This is a genomic window from Coprococcus sp. HCN-4056 (genome assembly GCF_037892645.1).
Classification (GTDB): Bacteria; Bacillota; Clostridia; order Lachnospirales; family Lachnospiraceae; genus Coprococcus; species Coprococcus ammoniilyticus.
In genome coordinates, this window is the sequence record NZ_JBBKBL010000002.1 from 100,238 (window position 1) to 126,635 (window position 26,398).

Annotated in this window: 29 protein-coding genes and 1 other RNA gene; 29 read left to right on the forward strand and 1 reads right to left on the reverse strand. The window is 41.6% G+C overall.

Features of this window, described 5'->3' with window-relative positions; all coding sequences use genetic code 11:
* Positions 1 to 9: 9 nt before the first annotated feature.
* From WKT03_RS02915 to WKT03_RS02945, 7 genes are all read left to right on the forward strand, one after another.
* Complete coding sequence (locus WKT03_RS02915; RefSeq protein ID WP_243000342.1) at positions 10 to 960, forward strand: AAA family ATPase; 951 nt, start codon at positions 10 to 12, stop codon at positions 958 to 960.
* 1 nt (position 961) lies between these two features.
* Positions 962 to 2,083, forward strand: a complete 1,122-nt coding sequence (locus WKT03_RS02920) for a DUF58 domain-containing protein (RefSeq protein WP_117784797.1) — start codon at positions 962 to 964, stop codon at positions 2,081 to 2,083.
* Entirely contained in the window at positions 2,073 to 3,344 is a 1,272-nt protein-coding gene (locus WKT03_RS02925) for a hypothetical protein (RefSeq protein WP_117784798.1), read from the forward strand. The genes WKT03_RS02920 and WKT03_RS02925 overlap by 11 nt, the downstream gene beginning before the upstream one ends.
* A complete protein-coding gene (locus WKT03_RS02930) occupies positions 3,341 to 4,948 on the forward strand; it encodes a cellulase family glycosylhydrolase (protein ID WP_117784799.1) in 1,608 nt (535 codons plus the stop codon). Before WKT03_RS02925 ends, WKT03_RS02930 begins: the two co-directional genes overlap by 4 nt.
* Before the next feature lie 62 nt (positions 4,949 to 5,010).
* A complete protein-coding gene (rsmD, locus tag WKT03_RS02935; RefSeq protein ID WP_021943953.1) occupies positions 5,011 to 5,568 on the forward strand; it encodes a 16S rRNA (guanine(966)-N(2))-methyltransferase RsmD in 558 nt (185 codons plus the stop codon).
* Between the two features lie 2 nt (positions 5,569 to 5,570).
* On the forward strand, positions 5,571 to 6,050 hold the full coding sequence (coaD, locus tag WKT03_RS02940) for a pantetheine-phosphate adenylyltransferase (RefSeq protein WP_021943952.1): 480 nt from the start codon (positions 5,571 to 5,573) through the stop codon (positions 6,048 to 6,050).
* A 19-nt stretch (positions 6,051 to 6,069) separates the two neighbouring features.
* On the forward strand, positions 6,070 to 6,798 hold the full coding sequence (locus tag WKT03_RS02945) for a hypothetical protein (RefSeq protein ID WP_117784800.1): 729 nt from the start codon (positions 6,070 to 6,072) through the stop codon (positions 6,796 to 6,798).
* Between the two features lie 4 nt (positions 6,799 to 6,802).
* Here WKT03_RS02945 and WKT03_RS02950 read toward each other — a convergent pair whose 3' ends face one another.
* Positions 6,803 to 7,795, reverse strand: a complete 993-nt coding sequence (locus tag WKT03_RS02950) for a hypothetical protein (protein ID WP_340390891.1) — start codon at positions 7,793 to 7,795, stop codon at positions 6,803 to 6,805.
* 217 nt (positions 7,796 to 8,012) lie between these two features.
* Here WKT03_RS02950 and thiM point away from each other — a divergent pair, with 217 nt between their 5' ends.
* The 22 genes from thiM (at position 8,013) to scpB (ending at position 26,357) form a co-directional block, all read left to right on the forward strand.
* Entirely contained in the window at positions 8,013 to 8,834 is an 822-nt protein-coding gene (gene thiM, locus WKT03_RS02955) for a hydroxyethylthiazole kinase (protein WP_021943949.1), read from the forward strand.
* A gap of 15 nt (positions 8,835 to 8,849) precedes the next feature.
* Positions 8,850 to 9,503: a thiamine phosphate synthase gene (gene thiE, locus WKT03_RS02960; RefSeq protein WP_021943948.1), complete on the forward strand. Its 654-nt coding sequence runs from the start codon at positions 8,850 to 8,852 to the stop codon at positions 9,501 to 9,503.
* A 2-nt stretch (positions 9,504 to 9,505) separates the two neighbouring features.
* The gene (locus tag WKT03_RS02965) at positions 9,506 to 10,156 is read left to right on the forward strand and encodes an HAD family hydrolase (protein WP_021943947.1); all 651 of its coding nucleotides are present in this window, start codon (positions 9,506 to 9,508) and stop codon (positions 10,154 to 10,156) included.
* 93 nt (positions 10,157 to 10,249) lie between these two features.
* Positions 10,250 to 11,050, forward strand: a complete 801-nt coding sequence (gene thiD / locus WKT03_RS02970) for a bifunctional hydroxymethylpyrimidine kinase/phosphomethylpyrimidine kinase (RefSeq protein ID WP_262529550.1) — start codon at positions 10,250 to 10,252, stop codon at positions 11,048 to 11,050.
* A 97-nt stretch (positions 11,051 to 11,147) separates the two neighbouring features.
* Positions 11,148 to 11,390 carry a preprotein translocase subunit SecG gene (gene secG, locus WKT03_RS02975; protein WP_021943945.1) on the forward strand — a complete coding sequence of 81 codons (243 nt, stop codon included), beginning with the start codon at positions 11,148 to 11,150 and terminating at the stop codon, positions 11,388 to 11,390.
* A gap of 74 nt (positions 11,391 to 11,464) precedes the next feature.
* The gene (rnr, locus tag WKT03_RS02980) at positions 11,465 to 13,651 is read left to right on the forward strand and encodes a ribonuclease R (protein ID WP_340390892.1); all 2,187 of its coding nucleotides are present in this window, start codon (positions 11,465 to 11,467) and stop codon (positions 13,649 to 13,651) included.
* Positions 13,614 to 14,081 carry an SsrA-binding protein SmpB gene (smpB, locus tag WKT03_RS02985; RefSeq protein WP_021943943.1) on the forward strand — a complete coding sequence of 156 codons (468 nt, stop codon included), beginning with the start codon at positions 13,614 to 13,616 and terminating at the stop codon, positions 14,079 to 14,081. Before rnr ends, smpB begins: the two co-directional genes overlap by 38 nt.
* A gap of 151 nt (positions 14,082 to 14,232) precedes the next feature.
* Positions 14,233 to 14,610, forward strand: coding sequence for a hypothetical protein (locus WKT03_RS02990; protein ID WP_117784806.1), 378 nt, complete (start codon positions 14,233 to 14,235; stop codon positions 14,608 to 14,610).
* Between the two features lie 44 nt (positions 14,611 to 14,654).
* Positions 14,655 to 15,001: a transfer-messenger RNA gene (gene ssrA / locus WKT03_RS02995) on the forward strand.
* Positions 15,002 to 15,167: 166 nt separating this feature from the next.
* Positions 15,168 to 15,518: a 50S ribosomal protein L19 gene (gene rplS, locus WKT03_RS03000; RefSeq protein WP_021943941.1), complete on the forward strand. Its 351-nt coding sequence runs from the start codon at positions 15,168 to 15,170 to the stop codon at positions 15,516 to 15,518.
* Between the two features lie 80 nt (positions 15,519 to 15,598).
* Entirely contained in the window at positions 15,599 to 16,171 is a 573-nt protein-coding gene (gene lepB / locus WKT03_RS03005) for a signal peptidase I (RefSeq protein WP_021943940.1), read from the forward strand.
* Complete coding sequence (gene ylqF, locus WKT03_RS03010; protein WP_021943939.1) at positions 16,168 to 17,025, forward strand: ribosome biogenesis GTPase YlqF; 858 nt, start codon at positions 16,168 to 16,170, stop codon at positions 17,023 to 17,025. The genes lepB (WKT03_RS03005) and ylqF overlap by 4 nt, the downstream gene beginning before the upstream one ends.
* 5 nt (positions 17,026 to 17,030) lie before the next feature.
* Entirely contained in the window at positions 17,031 to 17,942 is a 912-nt protein-coding gene (lepB, locus tag WKT03_RS03015) for a signal peptidase I (RefSeq protein ID WP_021943938.1), read from the forward strand.
* A gap of 60 nt (positions 17,943 to 18,002) precedes the next feature.
* Positions 18,003 to 18,776 carry a ribonuclease HII gene (locus tag WKT03_RS03020; RefSeq protein ID WP_021943937.1) on the forward strand — a complete coding sequence of 258 codons (774 nt, stop codon included), beginning with the start codon at positions 18,003 to 18,005 and terminating at the stop codon, positions 18,774 to 18,776.
* A 29-nt stretch (positions 18,777 to 18,805) separates the two neighbouring features.
* On the forward strand, positions 18,806 to 19,177 hold the full coding sequence (locus WKT03_RS03025; protein ID WP_278286970.1) for a YraN family protein: 372 nt from the start codon (positions 18,806 to 18,808) through the stop codon (positions 19,175 to 19,177).
* Positions 19,178 to 19,194: 17 nt separating this feature from the next.
* Positions 19,195 to 20,070 (forward strand): peptidoglycan editing factor PgeF, encoded by an 876-nt coding sequence (gene pgeF / locus WKT03_RS03030; RefSeq protein WP_021943935.1) that lies wholly within the window; start codon positions 19,195 to 19,197, stop codon positions 20,068 to 20,070.
* Positions 20,063 to 21,385: a ribosome biogenesis GTPase Der gene (gene der / locus WKT03_RS03035; protein ID WP_021943934.1), complete on the forward strand. Its 1,323-nt coding sequence runs from the start codon at positions 20,063 to 20,065 to the stop codon at positions 21,383 to 21,385. The genes pgeF and der overlap by 8 nt, the downstream gene beginning before the upstream one ends.
* Positions 21,385 to 22,062, forward strand: coding sequence for a glycerol-3-phosphate 1-O-acyltransferase PlsY (gene plsY / locus WKT03_RS03040; RefSeq protein ID WP_118674605.1), 678 nt, complete (start codon positions 21,385 to 21,387; stop codon positions 22,060 to 22,062). The genes der and plsY overlap by 1 nt, the downstream gene beginning before the upstream one ends.
* Before the next feature lie 51 nt (positions 22,063 to 22,113).
* On the forward strand, positions 22,114 to 23,115 hold the full coding sequence (locus WKT03_RS03045; RefSeq protein WP_021943932.1) for an NAD(P)H-dependent glycerol-3-phosphate dehydrogenase: 1,002 nt from the start codon (positions 22,114 to 22,116) through the stop codon (positions 23,113 to 23,115).
* Between the two features lie 143 nt (positions 23,116 to 23,258).
* Positions 23,259 to 24,731 carry a stage IV sporulation protein A gene (spoIVA, locus tag WKT03_RS03050; RefSeq protein WP_021943931.1) on the forward strand — a complete coding sequence of 491 codons (1,473 nt, stop codon included), beginning with the start codon at positions 23,259 to 23,261 and terminating at the stop codon, positions 24,729 to 24,731.
* Positions 24,732 to 24,793: 62 nt separating this feature from the next.
* Positions 24,794 to 25,681 carry a segregation and condensation protein A gene (locus WKT03_RS03055; protein WP_021943930.1) on the forward strand — a complete coding sequence of 296 codons (888 nt, stop codon included), beginning with the start codon at positions 24,794 to 24,796 and terminating at the stop codon, positions 25,679 to 25,681.
* A complete protein-coding gene (scpB, locus tag WKT03_RS03060) occupies positions 25,662 to 26,357 on the forward strand; it encodes an SMC-Scp complex subunit ScpB (RefSeq protein WP_340390893.1) in 696 nt (231 codons plus the stop codon). Before WKT03_RS03055 ends, scpB begins: the two co-directional genes overlap by 20 nt.
* Positions 26,358 to 26,398: the final 41 nt, after the last annotated feature.

Consider the following 26,398-nt stretch of genomic DNA (forward strand, 5'->3'; position numbering starts at 1 on the left):
ATTAGAACGATGGAGATAGCAGAGGTAAAAGAAAAGGCAGATAAGATCTGTGAGAATATATCGAGAGTACTGATCGGCAGAGAGAAGGAGATACGTGTGATACTGGCGGCACTTTTTGCGGGAGGTCATGTACTGGTGGAGGACAGACCGGGAACCGGCAAGACACTTTTAGCAAAGACATTTGCCAAAAGCATCGGAGGGCAGTTTAAGAGAGTTCAGTTCACACCTGATCTTATGCCATCCGACATTACAGGCTTAAGTATCTATAATCGTAAATCAGAAGATTTTGTATTGGTGAAGGGACCGGTATTTACAAATATCCTGCTTGCAGATGAGATCAACCGTGCAACACCGAGAACACAATCCAGTTTGCTTGAGGCAATGGAAGAGCAGCAGGTGACGATCGATGGAGAAAGTCATAGGCTTGAAGCACCGTTTTTTGTTATTGCAACAGAGAATCCGATCGAGACGACCGGTACATACCCGCTTCCGGAAGCCCAGCTTGACCGTTTTCTTATAAAGATCTCCATGGGAGATAATTCAAAGGCTACAGAGGTTTCAATCATGGATCGTTTTATGTCTGAGAATCCGTTTGATACACTTCAGACGGTCTGTGATACAGATCATATAAAGACGATGCAGGAAGCGGTCAGAGAAGTTTTTGTTCATTCTTGCGTAAAGGAATATATTGCAGACATAATCCTTGCAACCAGGAATAACAGCCGGATACAGGTTGGTGCAAGCTCCAGAGGCACGATAGGGCTTCTTCGTCTGTCGCAGGCATATGCTGCTATGGAGGGCAGAACCTTTGTCCGTCCGGATGATGTCCGTTATATGGCACCATATGTCCTTGCACATCGTGTGATCATGGCAGGACACATGGATGAGAAAAAAGAAAAGACAGTGATCAGGGAACTGGTCGATCAGATCGCTGTTCCGGTTGAAGATTGGGAGAATTAATATGGAGATACTGATAGCAGTATTGTGCTTTCTGGTGATCTATCTCGGACAGACTGTTATTTACCGCAAATACTGGGATCAGGGGCTTTCTCTTGATCTGGATTTTGATGACAGGTATCTGGAGATTGGCGATAAATCAGGGATAACAGAGACAATTACAAATCGAAAGATGCTGCCTCTTACAACTTTACATGTGAAGTTTTCCACAGCGAGATCCTTGCAGTTTCAGGAAAATGAGAATGCGGTTGTTACGGATTTTTATCATAGAAATGATCCGTTTTCGATTATGGGAAACCGGAAGGTAGTCAGAAAGCTTTCATTTACGGCGAAAGAACGAGGATTGTTTTTTATTAGTGCTGTAAAGCTGATGGCAAAGGATTTTTTGATGTCGAAGACATTTGCGTTGTCTGTAGAAAATCAGGCATTTCTGTATGTTTTCCCTGAAAAACTTTCTAATATACAGCTTGATACGGTCTTAGATGGTATGTTGGGTGATCTGACATCAAGGAGAAGTCTTTTTCCGGATCCGTTTGCTTTTTCCGGTCTGCGGACTTACAGCGTGGGAGATCCGAGAAAGAGCATTAACTGGAAAGCAACAGCCAGATGCGACGACCTGATGGTAAATGTATATGAGCACACGGCAGAACAGAGGGTGAAGATACTTGTCTGTCTGGAGCCGAACACCATGATAAGAGTTCATTATATACAGGAAATGTGTATCAGTATAGCATCCACGGCAGCATCTTACTTTCTGGATAACCGGATTCCTGTCATGATACGGGCAAATGGATATGATCTGTTATCCGGTGAGATGGAATGGGTGGATTTTGGTTCTTCCGGAGAACATCGATTTACGGTTGATAAATATCTGGCACGGATAACGGAAAATGCCGGGATCGATAGATTTGTTGAAGTCTTGAAGCAGGAAGTGACAGATGTAGACAGCAATACAACATATCTCATCGTATCTGCATACCATAAAAAGGATTTGCTGGATGAGCTTGATCATATGGCTGAAAAAGGAAAGAATATTTATATGATAGTTCCATATCTGAATATACAGGGGTGCGATGATATCAGACCTTATCTTCATGGAATGGAGGTAGAGTTAAATGACACATAAGATATATTGGGCAGAGCGAGGATTGCGTTATCTTTATGAGGTGGTAACGGCGGAATTGTTCATGTATACATTCAGCATGATATTTATGAGACAAGATCCGCGGTTTGTGGATGCCATTTGGATCGCAGGAATATTTCTGTTGTCCTATCTGATCAGAGATTTTGCACCGAATCATATATTACTTACCGTTGGACATCTGGTGCTTGCGGGACTTTTAGTTATCTTGCCGGGCACAGTATGGATCCGAACGGTTACAGGGATTTATGATATCGGGTATCTGCTGCCGTGTGCGGTAGCTTATGCAAAGAGAGGTTCCAGACTTACAGATATGAGCGAACCATGGCCATCGATCTTAGCAGGGATTTTTGTTTATTTTGCAAGTATCGGCATGGAACTTCCTGTTTTGTCGAACCTGTCTTATATTGCAGTTGCATTACTTATGGCTATATATATGATGATCCGGTATATACAGGGGTTGAAACGCTATATCTCACAGACAACAGAAGTATCGGAGCAATCCATCCGGGATATCGCATTTATAAATGGCAGGGTTGTATTATTCCTTGCAGTGCTTGTGTTGTTATTAATGGGAGCCTGTCGTTTCCTTGATCTGTCCGGGTTTGTAAATGTACTTGCGCGTGCATTTGCAAAGGTAGTTCAGACAGTATTTGGTGCGATCATGGTCATATGGGTATTTGTGCTGACGCTGCTTACGAAGGGAGGACCGGCAGTAACCAGTCTCGATTATCAGGATACTTTAAATGAATATTATCAGAACAGTGTAAAGGGATATGATGTATTTACCTTGATATTAAAGGTATGTGTAGTTCTTCTTCTGATATTCTTTCTGGTACGGATATTGTTGCAGGTGATCCGTTTCCTTTTGAAACCGAGAAGCTATGCAGATGATGTGATCGAGCTTATCTCCGAAGAACCGGATCAATATAAAGAACGTATAACAGATAGACGTATAATGCACAGATTGACAGCTGAAGAACGGGCAAGAAAAATTTATAAGAAGTCGATCCTGCGATATAAGGATGTAATCACACTTAACAAACGGATGACTTGTGAAGATATCAGGCAGGAGATAACAGAGACGGAGGATGGAAATGTAGAGGGTATTTCTGCCATATATGAACAGATCCGATATGGAGCAGGGGAAGTGGACAACTATGTTATACGAGAAATGAAAGCAGCATCCGGACAGAATAAAAGGGTGAATAAAAAAGAAAATAAAAAGGGAGTAGTGCAAAAATGAACCAGAAGAAAAAGACGATCGTATTATGGGGAGTCATCATAGTACTTGCAGCGGCTGTTGTGACACTGTCAGTTATACTGGTGACAAAAAGTCGGAAAAATAATGATCCGGACGGACAGAAGAATGCCGGAACAGAAGCTGTGATAGAGGGATCCGGGCAGAATGCGGAGCAAAAGGCTGAGGATGGCGCTGATCAAAAGAAGGAAAAGGGTGCATCCGATACTCAGAAGTCGACAGATGACAAGAAGACCTTATATGCAGAAGTAACGGTTGGAAGTACATGGGAAAATAACGGAATGACAGCCGCTACAGAGACGGTCACGATCTATAATAAGACCGATAAAGCTGCAACGGATTGGAGCGTTGATCTGGAATTTTCCGGGAAAGTAACGATCGACCAGCTCTGGAATGGAAAGTATACGGCAGATGGATCGGTGGTTCATGTAACCGCAGAAAGTTATAATGAGGAGATACCGGCTGGTGGCAGCATTGATTTTGGATATAATTTATCAGCATCGGATGTGAAGCCTGTTCGTTGTACATTGATGATCGCAGGAAAAGAAGTAACAACTGTCACCGGTGAGAAGGCAGCTCAGACAGATGGGCAGTCTGTTGACAGTGATAAAAAAGATCAGTCCGGAAGTAATAAGGTCACAGATACTAAAAACGGTAAAAAAGAAGATAATCCGTATAAGGCACATGGAAAGCTTGCGGTATCAGGAACGGACCTGGTGGATGCATCAGGCAGTAAATTCCAGTTAAAAGGTGTCAGTACACACGGACTTACCTGGTTTGCTGATTTTGTAAGTAAGGACACTTATCAGTATTTCAAAGATTCCTTTGGTATCAATCTGGTACGTTTTGCTATGTATACAGATACAGGAGATTCCTATGGATATTGTTCAGGCGGAAATAAATCAGAGATCGAGGAGCTTCTGGGAAAAGGTGTTGATGCAGCAACGGATCTTGGATTGTATGCGATAATTGACTGGCATATTTTAAATGACAATGATCCAAATATGCATATAGATGATGCAAAGGATTTCTTTGACCGGATATCAAAGAAATATGCTTCTTACGGAAATGTGATCTATGAGATCGCAAATGAACCAAATGGTGGTACAACCTGGGATTCTGTAAAGAGCTATGCGGAAACGATCATCCCGATCATACGAAAAAATGCACCGGATGCCATTATCATTGTCGGAACACCAACCTGGAGTCAGGATGTGGATGTGGCAGCTGCAGATCCGATCACAGATCAGACCAATCTGATGTATGCGGTTCATTTCTATGCCGCAACCCATAAGGATGATCTGAGAAATAAGGTTCAGTCGGCACTTGATTCCGGACTCCCGATTTTTGTATCAGAGTTTGGCTTGTGTGATGCATCAGGAAACGGTTCGATTGATTATAATCAGTCTGATGCATGGTTTGATCTGATCAATGATAGGAACTTAAGCTATGCGGCATGGAATATCTCGAACAAAGCTGAAACGTCATCATTATTTGATTCCTCCTGTACAAAGACAAGCGGTTTTACAGATGATGATCTGTCAGACAGCGGAAGGTATATTAAGGAAAAAATTGAGAGTTTCTATTGACAAAAGGGATGAAATATATACAATAAAAAAAGATTTTAACAACCTATGGGAGATCATGATTTATGAGAGTAATAGCGGGAACTGCCAGAAGCCTTCGGCTGGAAACGATCGACACGATGGATACCAGACCGACAACCGATCGGATCAAAGAGACCTTATTTAATATCATATCGAGAGAATTGCCGGATTGTACATTCCTGGATCTGTTCAGCGGAAGCGGTGCGATTGCGATCGAAGCATTGAGTCGTGGAGCAAAACAGGCAGTCCTTGTAGAACAGAACCGGAAAGCGGTTGACTGCATTAACCGGAATCTGGAATTTACGAAATTGAAAGATAAGGCAAGAGTCATCACAGGAGACTGTGTTGCAGCGATCGACAGTCTGGAACGGTCAGGACTTGTGTTTGATATTATATTTATGGATCCGCCATATGGAAAATTATTGGAAAAACAGGTGCTGAACCGTCTTGCATCATCCGGCATTGTTGATAAGAATACCTGGATCATTGTAGAATCAGATCTGGATACGGAATACGATTATCTGACCGATATAGGATATGAGATCGATCGTGTGAAGAAATACAAGACAAATAAGCATACATTTATACAGGAGATTCTATAAAAATGAGCAGTGCAATATATCCGGGAAGCTTTGATCCCGTAACATTAGGACATCTTGATATTATCAGACGCTCTGCGGAGATGTTTGACGAAGTTATAATCGGTGTTTTGAATAATACTTCAAAAACTCCATTGTTTTCTGTAGAAGAACGTGTTAATATGTTGTCTGAAGTGGTGTCAGACATACCGAATGTTCGTGTTGAGAGTTTTGGAGGTCTGCTGATTGATTTCGCCAGACAGAATGGGGTGAAGACGATCATCAGAGGCTTAAGGGCTGTAACCGATTTTGAATATGAATTACAGATCGCGCAGAGTAATCGCAAGGTTGCTCCAGAGATAGACACCGTATTTTTGACAACCAGTATTGATTATGCATATCTGAGTTCCAGTATCGTAAAAGAGTATGCCAGCTTTGGTGTAGATGTGGAACAGTTTGTACCAGCAGGAGTTGTCGATCGGATAAAAGAAAAATATATCAGATAGTTTTAGGAGGAAATAAGTCATGGCAAAAAAAGGCATTGAGGAAATGATTTCCGAGATTGAGATTTTTATAGATAATTGTAAGTACAAGCCATTGTCATCCAGTATGATCATTGTTCCAAAGGATGATCTGGAGCAGATGCTGAATGAATTAAAATTAAAGCTTCCAAATGAAATTGAGCGTTGCAAGAAGATCATGCGCAACAAGGAAGCCATACTTGCAGATGCCAGAACAAGGGCAGATTCTATTATTACAGAATCTGTTGCAGAGGCAAATAAGCTGGTTGATCAGAGTCAGATTGTAGAACTTGCAAATATCCGTGCAAATGAGATTTTAGATATGGCAAGAAGTCAGGCTGATCAGATTGTAAACGAAGCAAATGCAGATGCAAACGAGATTCGTCTGGGTTCTATGTATTACACTAAGGATAAGCTTACAGAGGTCAGCAATTATATTAATGCAACATTAGAGGCTGAAAAGGCAAATTACGATAACCTGATTCAGTCCTTACAGTCAAATCTGGATATTGTATTGAATAATACAAATGAGATTAATGGAGATATTGCAAATATGACCGGAGCAGCACAGCAGGCTGCAGCTCCTGAAGAAGCAACACAGACAACATCAGAGGAGAATAATACAACTGTAGAAAATGAGCAGGATTATAACGTATATGGTAAGACAGAATACTCCAATGATGACGAAGATGACGAGGATGATGATTTTGACGATGATTTTTTAGATGATTAGGAATTTATATCCTGTGATTTAAGAATAAAAGAGTCATTAGATAACTGAATACAGCGCAGATACATTTACCGAATGTATAGCGTACAAAAGACAGCTTTGTATCTTTTAAAATGTGCATGGACTGGAAGAGGGATGAGACTCCTCCGAACGATGTAACAGAAAGGATCAGAGCTGTTTTTTGTATGGAAGAAAGTGGAAAAACGGATAATTCGGACAGACCTTTTGTTATCTCCAGGTAGCATGCCAGAATATGGAAAGTTGGTATATTTCCTACACATGCAATCGCAAGGTTATACAAAACGGAGAAAACAGCGACATAGATACCTATAACGGTGATGGTTGTTATACTGTTTTCGATAACAGATGGTGAATTGCCGATATCCTGTGCTGCAGCATATTCGGACATAGTGCCCGTAGTTTCAGAGAGAGGTATTTGGAGATCTTTCGCATCATTAGGAGATCTGTGAACTGTTTTTTTATTTTGTTTAAAAAGCGAAATATGTAAAGAATTTTTTGATAGCAGATAGTACAGGATAGCATAGCAGATCTGTGGCAGGTAGATGACTGCCAGTACGTTGATGGTATTTATCTGGCCGTTCAGATATTGGTTACAGACATATCCAATCAGAAACATAGGACTGATGTTGTTACAGAGGGGCATAATGGCATGGGCGAAATTTTTTGATATGACTTGATTTTTGTAGAGCCTGCCTATAGCTATCGCACCGACCGGGTAGCCGCAGAACAGCCCGCATAAGAATAACAGGATCAGACAGCCTGCCCGGTTTGGATGTTCCCAGTCAATCATAGACAGGAAGAAACCCGAGATCAGAAGAAAAGGAAGCAGAAGGGGCACAAGATTGTTATACCACAACACTAGGCCCTCTGCGAAGTTTTTGGAAACAAAGGAAGAATTCAGGCAGAGGACGATAACAAGCAGGATGAAAGCCGGATATAAGCAGAATGAGCGGATCGATAAGACAGAAGGATGCTTCATAAGGAAAACTCCAGTTCATGTGTTCATCAGTATTTTATGAAAAAAGAGTGATCACTATGAATTATAAATAGAAAGAAGCAGACATTAATTAATATAAATCAGCCGGGCAGGCTGGTGGCAGGAATTTTAAATAAGAGAATATCTTTTCGAATAAAAATGGTTGAAAAAGAGAAGAAAACTGAGTATAGTTAAGCTGCTATTACAGGAGGTAGGTAAAATGATAAAAACATGTTTTGAGAATGTAAAGACGAAAACTCCACTGGTGCATAATATCACGAATTATGTAACAGTAAATGATGTTGCAAATGTGCTTCTGGCATGTGGAGGAAGTCCGATCATGGCAGATGATATTGACGATGTAGAAGATATCACCGGTATCTGTGGTGGTTTAAATATTAATATTGGAACCTTAAATAAGAATACGATCCCATCTATGCTTGCTGCCGGCAAAAAGGCAAATGAGCTGGGACACGCCATATTGCTTGATCCGGTGGGCGCAGGAGCCAGCAGACTACGTACAGAGACAGCATTAATGCTTTTAAATGAGATAAAATTTGATGTGATCCGTGGAAATATATCAGAAATCAAGACTCTTGCATTTGGTTCCGGCAGTACAAAGGGCGTAGATGCAGATGTGGCTGATGCAGTCACAGAAGATACTCTCGATCAGGCGGTTGATTTTGTGAAGAAGCTTGCGGGAAAGCTCGGCTGTATCATCGCTGTTACAGGTGCAATCGATCTGGTAGCAGATGCAGATATTTGTTATGTGATCCGGAACGGAAGACCGGAGATGGGTAAGATCACAGGAACCGGATGTCAGTTGTCCGGTCTTATGACAGCTTATCTGACAGCAAATCAGGATGACAAGCTGGAAGCTGCTGCAACTGCCGTTATACTGATGGGAGTTGCGGGCGAAGTCGGATATGCGAATATGGAACCGACAGATGGTAATGCTACTTATAGAAACCGCATTATTGATGCAATCTATAATATGGATGCAGATAAGCTTTGCAGTATGGCAAAGTGTGAGATCAGATAAGGAGTGAATGAGGCTATGAGTAAGCAGACAAATACAAAACCGGAGGAGCTTCTGTTATATGCAGTAACAGACAGACACTGGTTGAACGGTGCAACTCTGATCAGTCAGGTAGAGGCAGCATTAAAAGGCGGAGCAACCTTTATCCAGCTTCGTGAGAAAAATCTGGATGATGAAGCATTTTATAAAGAAGCGCTTGAGATCCAGAAATTATGTAGAAACTATAAGGTTCCTTTTGTGATCAATGACAATGTAGAGCTTGCAAAGAAGATCGGAGCGGATGGTGTTCATGTCGGACAGTCTGATATGGAGGCCTTAGATGTCAGAAAGGTGCTGGGAGACGATAAGATCATCGGTGTATCTGCACAGACAGTGGAACAGGCAAAACTGGCTGAAGAGCATGGAGCGGATTATCTGGGCGTTGGTGCGGTATTTCCAACCGGATCCAAGGATGATGCAACAGAAGTCAGTTTTGAGACGTTAAAGGAAATCTGTGAGCATGTGCATATCCCGGTTATTGCAATCGGCGGCATAACCAGAGATAATGTTGTGAAATTAAATCAAAGTGGAATTTGTGGTATCGCAGTTATCAGCGCGATCTTTGGTCAGACAGATATTGAGGCTGCCACGGCAGATCTAAAAAAACAGACAAAGAAGATGTTAGGAGAATAAGGATGATAAAAGGTGCGATCTTTGATATAGACGGAACACTGATCGATTCTATGGAAATGTGGGAACATGCGGCAGAACGGTATCTGGCAGGAATGGGTATCGAAGCAGAACCCCATCTCCAGAAAAAACTGTATACCTTTACGATTACAGAATCGGCAGAATACCTTAAGAAGAATTACAGTTTATCAAAAACGATTCTTGAAATCATAGATGGGATCAATGAAACGATTGGTGCATTTTACAGAAATGAAGCAGAACCAAAGCCGGGGATCATAGAGTTCTTATCTGCCTTACAGGAGCGGAAGATCCCAATGACAGTAGCGACTGCGACAGACAGGGTTCATATCGAAGCCGTACTGAAGCATAATCATATGGATCATTTTTTCAAAAAGATCCTTACCTGCTCGGAGGTAGGAATTGGAAAAGAACATCCGGATATCTATATTCAGGCAGCAAAGTATATGCAGACGAACATTGCTGATACATGGGTGTTTGAAGATGCTTATCATGGCGCAAGGACAGCATTTGATGCAGGCTTCAAAGTATGTGGTATCTATGATGCTGCGAGTGCGGAGCATATAAATGAGTTGAAAAAATACAGTACGCTGTATGTTGACAATACAAAGGAATTATATAATATTTTCTTTCTTTAAAAAAACCGGCATGATACAGAATTGATAAAATGTACAGCAGGCAGGAACAGACCGGTAACGAAAGTATTTGTAAAAGTAAAGGAGACGAAAGGGTTGAAGACAGTTCTTACAATAGCCGGAAGTGATTCCAGCGGCGGTGCGGGAATCCAGGCAGATATAAAGACCATTATGGCAAATGGTTGTTATGCCATGAGCGCAATCACGGCATTAACTGCCCAGAATACGATGGGAGTAACAGGAATTCAGGAAACATCATCCGAGATGCTCTCCTTACAGCTTGACGCTGTATTTACGGATATCCGGCCGGATGCGATTAAGATCGGCATGGTCGCTTCTGAGAAACTGATCCGTGTGATTGCAGATGAAATAAAGAAATATCAGGCAGAACATGTGGTAGTGGATACTGTTATGGTATCAACCAGTGGACACCGGCTGATCGACGAAGATGCGATCGGTGCTTTAAAAGAATGTCTGCTTCCGATCGCAGAGGTCATTACTCCGAATATTCCAGAAGCAGAGGTATTGGCCGAAATGACGATCCGTGATGAACAGGATATGGTTCGTGCAGCTGAAAAAATATCAAAAGTCTATGGCTGTGCGGTTCTCTGCAAGGGAGGACACAGTATCAACGATGCAAATGATGTCTTATATTCGGACGGAAAAGTCAACTGGTATTATGGAAAACGGATCGATAATCCGAATACTCATGGAACCGGATGCACACTATCAAGTGCAATCGCATCAAATCTTGCAAAAGGGTATAAGATCGATGAGGCGATAAGAAACGCAAAAGATTATATATCCGGTGCGCTTGCGGATGGCATGGATCTGGGACATGGAAGCGGACCTATGAATCATGGCTTTGATCTGAAAAGCAGATTTGCAGAATTATGAAAAAAGTGGTTGCGAATCTCAAATGACTATGTTATCATGGACAAAGTTGGTGTAAAAGCGCATTTGACACCAGAACACTTGGAATGGAGGTGGCAATATGGTAAAGACAATTATCATGGTCGTATATGTAATTATATGTATAGCATTAACAATTATTGTCCTGTCACAGGAAGGTAAATCAGCCAGTCTGACAAGTTCAATTACCGGCGGTAATTATGATAATTCATACTGGGGCAAGAATAAAGGAAGTTCAAAAGATGCGGTTCTCAGAAAGATAACAACTGTGCTTGGTATTCTTTTTATAATAATTGCATTGCTTCTTGATTCTAAGCTGTTCTAGTTCATATACAGAATTTATCAGTGCTTACATATATCCTATATGTAAGCACTTTTTAGATATACAGAGAGGTATTTATGACAGAAGAATTAAAGAATGAAAGAAAAGAGAATATATATACCCTGATCAATGACGATGATTACAGACCGTTGAAATTTAAAGAGCTTTGTTATCTGCTTCAGATCGGAGGGCGTGATAAGGATGATCTGTTAGAAATCTTAAATGAGCTTGTCGATGAGGGCAGGATCGAGAAAACCTCCAAAGGTAAGTATCAGAAGCTTGGAAAGGGTGTCCTTGTCGGTACATTCATCAGCAATCAGAGAGGATTTGGATTTGTCCGTGTGGAAGGATATAAGGAAGATTTCTTTGTACCACAGAAGTATACGATGGGAGCATTCCATAATGATAAGGTGCTGATCCGTGTTGCATCCGGCAACCGGGGCAGATCAACAGAAGCGCATGTAGAACGGATTCTGGAACGAGGTTTAAAACAGTTGGTCGGAACCTATCAGAAGAACCGGAACTTTGGTTTTGTGATTCCGGATAACGGTAAATTAGACAGTGACATCTTTATACCGGAGAAGAAATCCATGGGAGCAGTAACCGGACATAAGGTTGTTGTGGAGATCACAAATTATGGAGAAAAGTCTAAATCTGCAGAGGGACGTGTCGTTGAGATACTTGGACATATTAATGATCCGGAGACGGATGTATTATCGGTTGTAAGAGATCTTGATATTCCGGTTGATTTTCCGGATGTTGTTATGGCAGAGGTGAAGAATATACCGGATGAGGTAACAACGAAAGAGATGGCAGGAAGAACCGATCTCAGACAGTTGCAGACCGTTACGATCGATGGAGAGGATGCAAAGGATCTGGATGATGCGATCACACTCTATGAGGAAAACGGGTTATATAAGCTTGGCGTTCATATTGCAGATGTTACACATTATGTAAGGGAGAATTCTCCACTTGATAAAGAAGCGTTGAAGCGTGGAACAAGCTGTTATCTGATTGATAAGGTCATACCGATGCTGCCGCATAAGCTGTCAAACGGTATCTGTTCACTGAATGAGGGAAAAGACCGTTTGACGCTTAGCTGCCTGATGGATATAGATGCAAACGGCAAGATCATCAATCATAAGATCTGTGAATCGGTGATCAATGTTGACCGCAGAATGTCATATACAAGTGTATCTGCGATCGTAGAGGATCATGATACGACAGAAACAGAAAAATATAAAGAACTGGTTCCGATGTTTGAATTAATGCTTCATGTGTCAGAGTTGTTAAGAACGATCCGACATGAGCGAGGTTCGATTGATTTTGATTTTGATGAGTCTAAGATCACAGTTGATGAAGACGGTCAGGTATCTTATATCGGAGTGTATGAGAGAAGACGTTCGAATCAGATCATTGAAGACTTTATGCTGGCTGCAAATGAGACAATCGCTGAGGACTATTTCTGGCAACAGATTCCATTTGAATATCGTATCCATGAAGCACCGGATACGGAGCGTGTAAAGCAGTTATCCATTCTGATCAGCAAGTTTGGATATTACTTTAAGGCATCCAAAGAGAATATTCATCCGAAGGAGTTCCAGAAGCTGTTATCAAAGATCGAGGGTGAGCCATGTGAGAATCTGATCAGCCGTATGACACTTCGTACGATGCGGCAGGCGAGATATTCGACGGAATGTGAAGGACATTTTGGATTGTCTTGTAAATATTACTGCCATTTTACATCGCCGATCCGAAGATATCCGGATCTTCAGATTCACAGGATCATTAAGGATAATATTCATGGAAGATTGGATGACAGAAGACTTTCGCATTATGATGCGATCCTTCCAAAGGTATGCGATGATAATTCCAGAAAAGAACGCCGCGCAGAAGAAGCAGAACGTCAGGTAGAGCGTTTAAAGAAAGTGGAATACATGGAGCATCATATCGGAGAAGAATTTGAAGGTATCATATCAGGAGTCATTAACCGTGGTATCTTTGTAGAGCTTCCAAATACTATTGAGGGATTTGTAGATGTGTCGACACTTTATGACGATTTTTATGTGTATTCGCAGGATGAATATGCTATGATCGGAGAATCAACCGGAAAGAAATATTCGATCGGTGATACCGTTAAGGTAAAAGTAAAGCTGGCAGACAAACAGAGCAGACGGATCGAATTCGTGATCCGGTCAGATGCCAAAGAAGGAGATGAAACAGGACATGGCAAAGGAAAGAGGCAACAAACTCATCGCAAATAACAAAAAGGCATATTTTGATTATTTCATAGAAGAAAAGTACGAGGCAGGGATCGCACTGGCCGGAACAGAAGTAAAATCAGTCAGACAGGGACATTGTAGCATCAAAGAATCCTTTATCAGTATCGATAAGGGAGAAATCTACATTTACCGTATGAATATCAGCCCATATGAAAAGGGTAATATATTTAATAAAGACCCGCTTCGTACCAGAAAGCTGCTACTTCACAAATACGAGATCAATAAGCTGATGGGAGCCCAGCAGGTGAAGGGATACGCGATCGTTCCTTTAAAGGTTTATATCCGTGACGGTCTGGTTAAGATGGAGATCGGACTGGCAAAAGGTAAGAAATTATACGACAAACGTCAGGACATTGCGAAGAAGGATGTCAAGCGTGAGAATGAGCGTGAGTTCAAGATCCGTAATTTGTAAGAGTTGATACAGGATTTCCAGAATATCCGAGGCTGATGGACTGGATAATTCCCGATATTTCATATGAAGTTTTAAAGATTTTGTGAAATACTGGAATATTTCATACAGATGTGATATACTCCAATAAGATTTTTACTGGGAGGTCAGGTAAGTGAGCCAGAGTAAAGTAGATAAAAGAAAATATGAGAAGAAGAACCGCGCAGCGATCATGAAGCGTGAAAAGAGAAAGAAAATCCTTGGATGGTGCATATTTGGCGTGTTAGTTGGATGTATTCTTGCAGCTACACTGGGTGTAAAGATATACAAAGCGATTCCAAAGTATGTAGAAGCTGAGAAGCTTGGCGCATATGTCAGCCAGACATGGGCAGAACAGGGATATGGAAGCTATTTTGAGAACAGCAGTACAGCTACAGCATCCGATGCAGAGGATACTGACAGTGATACTTCTGAAGATACAGCTTCTGAAGCAGATACTTCATCTGAAACGACAACTACAGCAGAGACTGACACAACAGAAGCTGCTGAGTAATATATAAGAAAGCACCTGACAACAGAGCTTTCCTTTACAAACCAGGGGTTGACTGGTTTCGACAGGGGTTTTGCAGTCACGGAAGCCATCCGTGGACTAGGACCACGTTAAAACTTAGATTAAATATAAACGCTAACGATAATTTAGCTTACGCTGCCTAATTAAAGGCAACTGCCAGCTTTAAGGTCCCCCGTACCTTTCAGATCTGGTATCATCCAACGGGAAACTCCGGTGCTTAAGCTTTGCGGTATCGGAAAATTCATGAAGCTACTGATGTATCCAGCCTGTCCGTAGGCGTGGTACTGAGGAAATGTTAAAATACGGAATGTGATGGGAGATGCCGTGATGAATGAGCTTTTGGACGTGGGTTCGAATCCCACCAGCTCCATAGCATGAACTATGGCAAAAAGGATGCAAGGTCGTACACCCAAAAAGGTGTAGATTTTTCTTGCATTCTTTTTATTTGTATGGTAAACTGAACGAGTTGTGAAAAAAATCGATGGTCCTCTGTACCGGTGTGGTAGTAAGAACATCTAAATATCAAGGAGGTCACACAAATGAATAGCGATTACATTAAGAATCTTGAAGCTTCTCAGATGAAGACAGAAGTTGCTGACTTTGCAGTAGGTGATACTGTTAAAGTACACAACAAGATCAAAGAAGGTAACAGAGAGAGAATCCAGATTTTCGAAGGAACTGTTATTAAGAGACAGGGTGGAAGCAACAGAGAGACTTTCACAGTTAGAAAGTTCTCAAACGGTGTTGGCGTAGAAAAGACATGGCCAGTACATTCACCATTTGTTGAGAAGATTGAAGTAGTTAGACATGGTAAAGTAAGACGAGCTAAGATTTACTACTTACGTTCAAGAGTTGGTAAAGCTGCAAAGGTTAAAGAGCTTGTTAAATAATTTTTACAGGTTACATGAAAAAGTGGCTGGGGTTGATAGCTCCAGCCATTTTTGTAATATGAATCTATCGGAGTAGAGATATGAGCGATAAAAGTGAACGCAGAAAAAGAATACGGCGGGAGAAACGTCGGCAGAGAAGAAAAGAAAGAAGCTTTAGGCGTACGGTCAGAACGATATTTGGCTGGCTGTTGTCCGTTCTGATCGCAGTTGTGCTGGGATATGGAATGGTTTCTTATTGTTTTCAGTCTGTGTATGTCGTTGGTGATTCCATGAATCCGGTGTGTACTAATCAGGAGAAGGTTACAGTAAATAAGTTATGTTACCTTCTTAGCTCTCCGGATCGATATGACATTGTTGCATACCGAAGTGTTGATACGCCGGATGCTTATTATGATATTAAACGTGTGATCGGATTGCCGGGAGAGACCGTTCAGATCAGAGATGGAAAATTATATATTGATGGCAGTGAACGGACGGATCTGCCATTTGATGATTATATATTTACAGCAGGACTGGCAGAGAATGAAGTAAAGCTGGGGGATGATGAGTATTTCCTGCTTGGTGATAATGTCAATAACAGTGAAGATTCCAGATTCCTGAAAGTGGGAAATGTGAAAAAAGCAGAGATATTAGGAAGGATAAAGACACGATGAATATACAATGGTATCCCGGACATATGACAAAAGCAAAACGTATGATGCAGGAAGACATCAAGCTGATCGATGTTGTGATCGAGCTGATCGATGCCAGAGTGCCATATAGCAGCAAGAATCCGGATATTGATGCACTTGCAGCGAACAAATACCGCCTGATTCTGTTGAATAAGACAGATCTGGCAGATGCATCAGCAACAGCAGAATGGGAAAATTATTATAAAGAAAAAGGATTTTTTGTAGCAAAGATCAATGCAAGATCCGGTGATGGCATGAAGAATATCAGTAATGTGGTAAAGGAAGCTTGTAAAGAAAAGATCGAGCGGGACAGAAAGCGTGGTATCATTAACCGTCCGCTTCGTGCGATGATTGTTGGTATTCCAAATGTCGGTAAATCTACATTTATCAATTCTTATGCCAGAAAAGCATGTACAAAGGTTGGAAATAAGCCGGGTGTTACAAAGGGAAAGCAATGGATACGTCTTGGAAAAGATATTGAATTATTGGATACCCCAGGAATATTGTGGCCCAAATTTGATGATAAAGAGGTTGGATTACGACTTGCTTTTATCGGTTCGATCAATGATGAGATTTTAAGTATTACCGACCTTGCGTATGAATTGATCAAATTTTTACAATTAAACTATTGTCAGAGCCTTGTTGATAGGTATAATATTAATGAGGATGCCGATTCTGTTCATATTCTGGAACAGATCGCAGAAAAAAGGGCATGTATAAAAAAAGGCGGCGAACTGGATATCGATAAAGCTGCAGCGCAGCTACTGGATGATTTCCGGGCAGGAAAGCTTGGCAGGATATCACTGGAACGACCGGCTGTTGTAAAGGATAAGTAGTTGATATGAAAGATGATAACGAACGTGTGGAAGCACTGAATGCTATATTTGACGATGATCCCGCAAAAAAAGCACGGGAAAAAGAGATTGAAAAGCTTGAAAAGAAGCGTGAAAAGCAGCTTGCAAAGTTAAAGAAAAAGGGAATAGATCCGGAGCAGAAGAAGGAAGAAACAGAAACAATTCCTTCGGAGCAGGCAGAGACGGAAGAAAAGAATGAAGCAGCGTCTGATGTTGTAAATGAAGCCGGAGAAACAGTAACGAATTATTTTGCTGATTCAGATGCATCCTCCAATACTCATGTACTGGAGGAAGAAGAACAGCCGGGAAAAAAGAAGAAAAAAGACAAGAAAAAGAAGAAACAGGAGAAAGAAGAGATCAATATCGTAAAAGATTTAATCAGTCTCGCTTTATATATTCTGGCGATCGTTGCAATATGCTGGTTGATCCTTACATATGTTGGACAGCGTACAGAGGTGAGCGGAGACTCCATGAATGATACCCTTCATAATGGTGACAGCCTTTGGATCGATAAACTGTCCTATCATTTTAAAGATCCGGAACGTTTTGATATTGTTGTATTTCCATACGAGGAAGAAGATGATACCTATTATATCAAACGTATCATTGGACTTCCGGGTGAAACCGTATATATTGATGAAGATGGTGTGATCTATATCAATGATGAACCATTGGAGGAAGATTATGGAAAAGAAGTCATAGAAGAAAATCACAGAGGGCTTGCGGCAGAACCGGTCACACTTGGTGATGATGAGTATTTTGTTATGGGTGATAACCGGAATAACAGCCGGGACAGCCGGTTGTCGGATGTCGGTAATATCCATAAGAATAAATTTGTGGGGAAAGCAGTATTCCGGTTTACCGGTGGATTCGGTTTTTTAAATAAAGAAGAACAATAAGTACAGATAAATGGCTGTCGTGTAAGAAACAACAGCCATTTATGCTTATATGAGGATGAGATGGAAAATAAAAGAAAAAGTATAACAGAGATTAAATCCGAATTTGCAAATGCAGATATACATTCAGTCAGACATGTGATGGAAAGATATGCAGAGGATGACAGGGAAGGTGTAAAAAAACTGATCCTTTCTGCTGAAAAGAAGCTTACAGCACATCAAAAAGAGCTTGACCGGATGGAGCATATGTTTGAATATGAGAGACAGCATGCGGACTGTCAGTATATCTGTGGAATTGATGAGGTAGGCCGTGGCCCGCTTGCAGGTCCGGTAGTAGCTGCGGCTGTCATTCTGCCGGAGAATTGCGATATTCTATACCTGAATGATTCCAAGCAGCTCTCTGAAAAGAAGCGTGAAGAATTATATGATGAGATTATAGAAAAAGCGGTTGCTTACGGAATCGGTATGGCAGATGAGAAGCTGATCGATCAGATCAATATTTTAAATGCAGATTATGAAGCCATGCGGATCGCAATCCGTAAGCTTACGGTTCAGCCAGATTTGTTATTAAACGATGCGGTTAAGATACCGGAGGTAGAGATCCCACAGGTTTCGATCATAAAAGGAGATGCAAAATCTGCTTCGATCGCTGCCGCTAGTATTATAGCGAAGGTAACAAGAGACCGTCTGATGGTTTCTTATGATGAGATCTATCCGGGATACGGATTTGCAAAGAATAAGGGGTATGGATCTAAGGAGCATATAGAAGCATTAAAATTACTTGGACCATGTGAGATCCACAGAAGATCTTTTATCACACATTTCTGGAAAGAATAGAAGATAGACAGAAAAAGGAGAACAACTGTATCGACCATTATAATACAAGAAAAAAGGGAACAGAATATGAAGAGATGGCTGCATCATATCTGAAAGATGCAGGTTACCGGATACTTGCGAGAAATTACCGGGTCGCATCCGGAGAGATCGACCTGATCGTATCAAAAGATGGGTATCTGATATTTGTAGAAGTAAAATATCGGAGCAACAGCAGATACGGATCGCCGGAGGCGGCGGTAACACCTGTCAAACAGCGTCAGATCAGCAGGGTAGCCCTGTATTATATGAAACGGTATGGATATGATCCTTACAATACACCGGTACGATTCGATGTGGTTGCGGTGGCGGAGAATGAGATCCATCATATGAAAGATGCCTTCCCTTATCAGGGATATTATTAAGGTTATGAGGTATGAAAATGTATAACATAACATATATCAATCAGGATAAGACAACAGAGATAAAAGAGGAAAACGGAGTTCCGTATATTGTATTTAAGAATCTGGAACTGCCGGGGATAGTTCATGGATTTTCAACGAGACTTGGTGGGGTCAGTGAAGGAATATATTCTACGATGAACCTGAGCTTTCATCGTGGAGATGATATGGATGCAGTTATGGAGAATCACAGGAGGCTGGCACAGGCAGTCGGATATGATTACAGAAGACTGGTATTTTCTGATCAGGTACATGAAACTGTGATCCGTAAAATAACAGAGGAAGATGCCGGAAAAGGTATCACAAGAGAATCGGATATAACGGAAACAGATGGTCTGATGACGAATGTAAAGGATTTGCCATTGATCACGTTTTATGCGGACTGTGTACCGGTCTTTTTCTATGATCCTGTAAAAGAGGTTGTAGCCATGAATCATTCCGGCTGGCGCGGAACCGTTAAGAATATCAGCCTCCATATGGTCGAAGCCTTGAATAAGGAGTATGGATGTGAGGCTTCGGATCTGATCTGTGCGGTCGGACCGTCTATTTGTCAGAACTGTTATGAGGTAAGCGAGGATGTAGCTGAGGCATTTCAGGATGCTTATTTACCGGAACAGTATGATAAAATGACAAAAAAAATTGGAAATGGTAAGTATTTGCTTGATTTACACCGGGCAAATTATTATAATCTGACTGGTGCAGGTATATTGCCTGACCATATAAATGTAACCGACATATGTACATGCTGCAATCCGGATTTCCTGTTTTCACACAGGGCGAGCCATGGGAAACGTGGCAATCTGGGAGCTGTTATCATGCTGAAATCGACAGCAGACGGAGGAAACGTAAATGAGTAAACCGATAGTAGCCATCGTTGGACGCCCAAATGTAGGTAAATCTACCCTGTTCAATGCACTGGCAGGAGAGAAAATTTCAATTGTAAAAGATACGCCTGGCGTAACCAGAGACAGAATCTATGCAGATGTGAGCTGGCTCGATTATAATTTTACGATCATAGATACCGGTGGAATTGAGCCGGAAAGCGACAATATTATTTTAAAAAGTATGCGGGAGCAGGCAGAGATCGCCATTGAGACTGCTGATGTTATCATATTTATGACAGATGTCAGACAGGGACTTGTGGACGATGATCATAAGGTAGTCCAGATGCTCCGTAAATCGAAGAAGCCGGTGATCCTTGTTGTAAACAAGGTGGACAGCTTTGAGAAATATATGAATGATGTATATGAGTTCTATAATCTCGGACTGGGCGATCCTGTTCCAATATCCGGTGCATCCAGACTTGGAATCGGAGATATGTTAGATGAAGTTGTGTCTCATTTTGATGAAGAATCAAAAAATGAAGAGGAAGATGACAGACCTAGAATTGCCATTATCGGTAAGCCGAATGTAGGTAAGTCATCGATCATCAATAAGCTTTTGGGTGAAAACCGTGTGATCGTATCTGATATTGCCGGAACGACAAGAGATGCGATCGATACCGAAATCGTCAGAAATGGAACGGAGTATGTGTTTATTGATACTGCAGGACTTCGAAGAAAGAGCAAGATCAAAGAAGATATTGAGCGTTACAGTATCATCCGTACTGTATCGGCTGTTGAACGATGTAATGTAGCGGTTCTGGTCATTGATGCAACAGAGGGTATCACAGATCAGGATGCGAAGATCGCAGGTATTGCACATGAACGTGGAAAAGGTATGATCATCGTTGTAAACAAATGGGATGCTGTGGAAAAAGACGACAAGACCATTTATAAGTTTACAAAGGAGATCCGGGAAAAGCTGTCTTATATGCCTTATGCAGAGCTGTTATTCGTATCGGCAGCGACCGGACAGAGACTTCCGAAATTATTTGAAACAATCGATGCTGTCATCGAGAATCACTCGCTTCGTGTTGCGACTGGTGTATTGAACGAGATCATGACAGAAGCAGTTGCGATGCAGCAGCCGCCTACAGATAAAGGTAAACGTCTGAAGCTGTTTTATATTACGCAGGTAGCTGTTAAGCCGCCTACATTTGTTATATTCGTAAATGATAAAGAACTGATGCATTTCTCTTATACACGTTATATTGAAAACAAGATCAGAGAAGCATTTGGTTTCCGGGGAACACCTTTAAAATTTATTATCAGGGAGAGAAAAGAAAAATAATGTTAGTACTGGCGAGAATCATATGTCTGATTGGAGGATATTTCTTTGGTATCATCCAGACAAGCTATATTTACGGTAAATTACATGGTATTGATATAAGGGAATATGGAAGTGGTAATGCAGGAACGACAAATGCACTTCGTGTACTTGGAAAGAAGGCTGGAGCAGTTGTATTCCTTGGTGATCTGTTTAAATCAGTGATCGCATGCAGCGTCACACATATTATCATGAATGCTCTTGGCATTGAAAACGTATATTTGTTTGTAATCTATACAGCGGCAGGCGTTGTACTTGGACATAATTTTCCGTTTTACATGCAGTTTAAAGGTGGTAAAGGAATTGCAGCGACATCCGGAATCGCAATCGGTTTACTGGATTGGAGAGTTGCGCTTATTGAACTAGGATTATTCGTATTCTGTGTGGTTGTAACTAAATATGTATCCGTAGGTTCTATCTGCCTTGTCCTGGGACTTTTAGTTTCCTATACAATATTTGCATATACAGGTTCTTATGGTTTTACATCCGATTCGATGAAACTTGAAAGCTGCATTGTTTTAGGACTTATTACCTTGCTTGCAATCTATCGTCATAAACAGAATATTGTCAGACTGATCAAAGGAACAGAGAATAAATTCTCTTTAAAGGGAAGAAATAAGACAACAGAAGAACAGGCATAGTATGTTAAATTATATCGACCACAAAGTTATAAAGATGGAGAGGTATTTAGTATGATAATAGGTATTTTAGGAGCAGGGAGCTGGGGATCTGCACTTGCAAACCTGCTGGCGGGGAATGGGCATGATGTTACCGTCTGGTCCATTGATGAAAAAGAGATTGAAATGCTGAACACATACAGGGAGCAGAGGGATCGTCTTCCAGGTGTTCATCTGAATGAAACAATCACATTTACAACAGATTTGGAACAGACGATAAAAGGGAAAAAAATGATCGTCTGTGCAGTTCCGTCCCCATTTATCCGGAGCACAGCAAAGAAGATCGCGCCTTACATTACAAACGATCAGTTGATCGTCAATGTCAGCAAGGGCATTGAGGAGGCAACCCTGACTCCGATCGTAGAGATCATCGAGAGTGAGATCCCTGGAGCAAAGGTTGCAGTTCTTTCCGGACCAAGCCATGCAGAGGAGGTTGGTATTGGTATTCCGACAACAGTAGTAGCCGGAGCACGCGATATGGATACTGCTAAGCTGATCCAGAATACGTTTATGAATGATGTATTCCGTGTGTATACCAGTACAGATGTAACCGGAATCGAACTTGGCGGATCTGTTAAGAATGTTATTGCGCTGGCTGCAGGAATTACGGATGGTCTTGGTTTTGGAGATAATACGAAGGCAGCGTTAATGACCAGAGGAATGGCAGAGATCTTACGACTCGGAACTGCGATGGGAGCACATGTAGAGACACTTGCCGGTTTATCCGGTATGGGTGATCTGATCGTTACCTGTACGTCCAAGCACAGCCGTAACCGGAATGCCGGTTATCTGATCGGACAGGGCAAGAGCTACAAAGAAGCAATGGCTGAGGTCAAGATGGTAGTAGAAGGGGTATATTCCGCAAAGGCGACACTGAAGCTTGCAAAGAAGTACGGAGTCGATATGCCGATCGTTGAAGAGGTAAATAAGGTATTATTCGAGGGCAAGCCTGCCCGTGAAGCAGTTGTGGATCTGCTTACCAGAGACAGAAAGGCAGAGATATCTGTAGAGGAGTAAGTTTTTGACATACTTGTAAAAGCTCTTTCATATATTACTTATATGATAATCTTTACATAGGAAACAGATTTTGTATTTCCATTTTTTATGATACAAATACAGGAGCAGAAACGGAAAATGTGTAAGAAATGCAGGAGGTATATATGGGAGGCTTTAATGTGTACAACGACATCAATGCCAGAACAAATGGTGAAATTTACATAGGTGTTGTAGGTCCGGTACGAACCGGAAAATCAACATTTATCAAACGGTTTATGGAAATGATGGTCATTCCAAATATAAAAGATGAGAATGACCGTGAGATTGCGCTGGATGAAATGCCACAGTCTGCGTCCGGTAAGACAATCATGACGACAGAACCCAAATTCATACCCAAAGAAGGCGTCGAGATCCGGGTAGATGATGAGATCGATATGCGTGTCCGGCTGATCGACTGCGTTGGCTATGTTGTAGATGGAGCGGAAGGTCAGATGGAGGATGGAAAAGAACGGATGGTCAAGACTCCATGGTTTGATTATGATATTCCATTTGCAAAAGCGGCAGAGATCGGAACCAGGAAGGTGATCAACAGTCATTCAACGATCGGGATCGTGGTGACCTGTGATGGTAGCTTTGGCGATCTGGCAAGAGAAAACTATCTTGCAGCAGAAGAGAAAACGATAGCGGAATTAAAAGCTATTGGAAAGCCGTTTGTGATCCTGTTGAATTCAAATCGACCGGGAGCAAAAGAAACAAAAGAGCTTGCAGCAACGATGGTAGATAAATATGGTGTTGCGGTTCTTCCCGTAAACTGTGATCAGTTGAGCAGAAATGATATCAATGCGATCTTTACTTCGATGCTGTATAGTTTTCCTATCACCTGTATTAATTTTGTGATACCAAAGTGGCTGGAGGTGTCCGAGAATGACAATAAGATCAAAAAGAGTGTGATCGAGAATGCCATGGACATCATGAACAGCAATCAGCACATATATGATATGGTTCATTTTGCTTTTCCGGAAAATGAATATGTGGAAAAGTATACATATAACAATGTAAATCTTGCAGACGGTTCGCTGAGTGTTCAGGTTACGATCTATGGAAGATATTATTATGAGATGCTTTCCGATATGCTTGGGACAGAAATCCATAATGAGTATGATTTTATTACAGAGATCAAAGATATGGCAGAAAAGAAAAAGTTCTGCAATGGGGTTATAAATGCACTTGACAGTGTGAAAAATGGCGGTTATGGTCTGGTAATGCCGGAAAAGAAGGATATTACACTGGAAACACCGGAGCTGATCAAGGCAGGCAACAAATATGGAGTAAAGATCAAGGCAGAGGCACCATCGGTTCATATGATCAAAGCGAATATTACAACGGAGATCGCACCGATCGTTGGTACGAAGGAGCAGGCGGAGGATCTGGTCGAATATATCAAAACAAGCACCGGAGAGAATGGAGAAGATATCTGGGATGTGAATATCTTTGGCAAGTCGATCGAGCAGCTTGTAGAGGATGGATTAAATACAAAGACAAATAAGATGAATGTAGAAAGCAAGCAGAAGCTTCAGGATACCATGGAGAAGATCGTAAATGATGGAAATGGCGGACTGGTCTGCATTATTATATAGGCATACAGAGAACAGATGCGAAAAAACCTTGATGGCGTCTGTATGGGATAAAGGGAGACAATATGTCGGCAATCGATGTAAAACTGAATGTATTTGAAGGACCACTTGATCTGCTCCTTCATCTGATCGAAAAGAATAAAGTAAATATTTATGATATACCGATTGTAACGATCACAGAGCAATATCTGGATTATGTGAATCATATGGAAGAGGAAGACCTGGATGTTATGAGTGAATTCTTGGTCATGGCGGCGACTCTGATCCGTATCAAATCCAAGATGCTTCTTCCGAAGGTAACAGAAGAGGATGAGGAGGGAGAGGATCCGAGAGAAGAGCTTGTCCGCAGATTGCTGGAGTATAAGATGTACAAATATGCAGCAAGTGAGCTGAAAGATCTGGAGTTTGACGGTGCAAAGGCATTTTATAAAAAAGAAAGCATTCCTGCAGAGGTGAAAAATTTCAAGCCGGTCGTGGATCCGGTTGCACTGATCTCGGAATATGATATGAATCTGGAAAAACTGAATGAGATCTTCAAATCCGTGATGCGGAAACAGGTTGAAAAGGTAGATCCGATCCGTAGTAAGTTCAAAAATATCGAGAGAGAGGAGATCTCACTGGAAGCAAAGATGGCGGAGGTACGGGAACAGGTCCGCGGACTTGCAGGCATCAATTTCCGGACACTGCTTGAAATGCAGGCATCGAGATCGAATATTATCGTAACATTTCTTGCAATATTAGAGCTTATGAAGATTGGAGCCATTCAGATCCGGCAGGAAGAGATATTTGGAGAGATCATCATTGATTCCAGAGATGACATTGCTGCATATGAGTTGAACAGCCAGAATACTGATACAGATAAAACAGATGCAGATGTGCCGGATTCAATAGAGACAAATGCAGAAACCATTCATCAGGCAGATGGTGAAGCCAATGAGACAGAACGAGGATAAGATGGGTATGGGTGAGATAAAAGAGAACGAAGCAACAGTAAATGAGATAACACAGGAAAATATAGAAGAACAGCCGGTAGTTTATAAAGAATACAGTACAGAATATCTGGTTTCTGCAGTTGAAGCAATATTGTTTTCCATTGGGGAGTCTGTGTCAGTAGATCGACTGGCTAAGGCACTGGAGATGGAGACAAAGAAGCTGTCCAAGCAGATGGAAGAGGTGCTGGAAATTTATAATCAGTCTGACCGGGGCATTAAGATGGTCGAGCTTGAAAATGCATATCAGTTGTGTACCAGAAATGAGTACTACGATGTGCTGACAAAGGTTGTCTGTACACCGAAGAAACCAAATCTTACGGATGTACTGCTTGAAACCCTGTCGATCGTTGCCTATAAGCAGCCGATCACCAGACCGGAGATTGAAGCCATCCGTGGAGTTTCCTGTGCACATGCGATCAATAAGCTGATGGAATACGGACTGGTAGATGAGGTTGGACGACTGGATGCTCCGGGACGACCGATCCTGTTTGGAACGACAGAGGAATTCCTGCGAAGCTTCGGCGTTGCATCGACAGAGGAGCTTCCGATGATCAGTCCGGATAAGATCGAGGACTTTAAGAAGGAAGCACAGGAAGAGGCAAATGAGATCACACTCGGGCTGGATAATGAGTCATAAAACCGACAGATCCGGAATATATTTTTATGAAGAAAGAATAT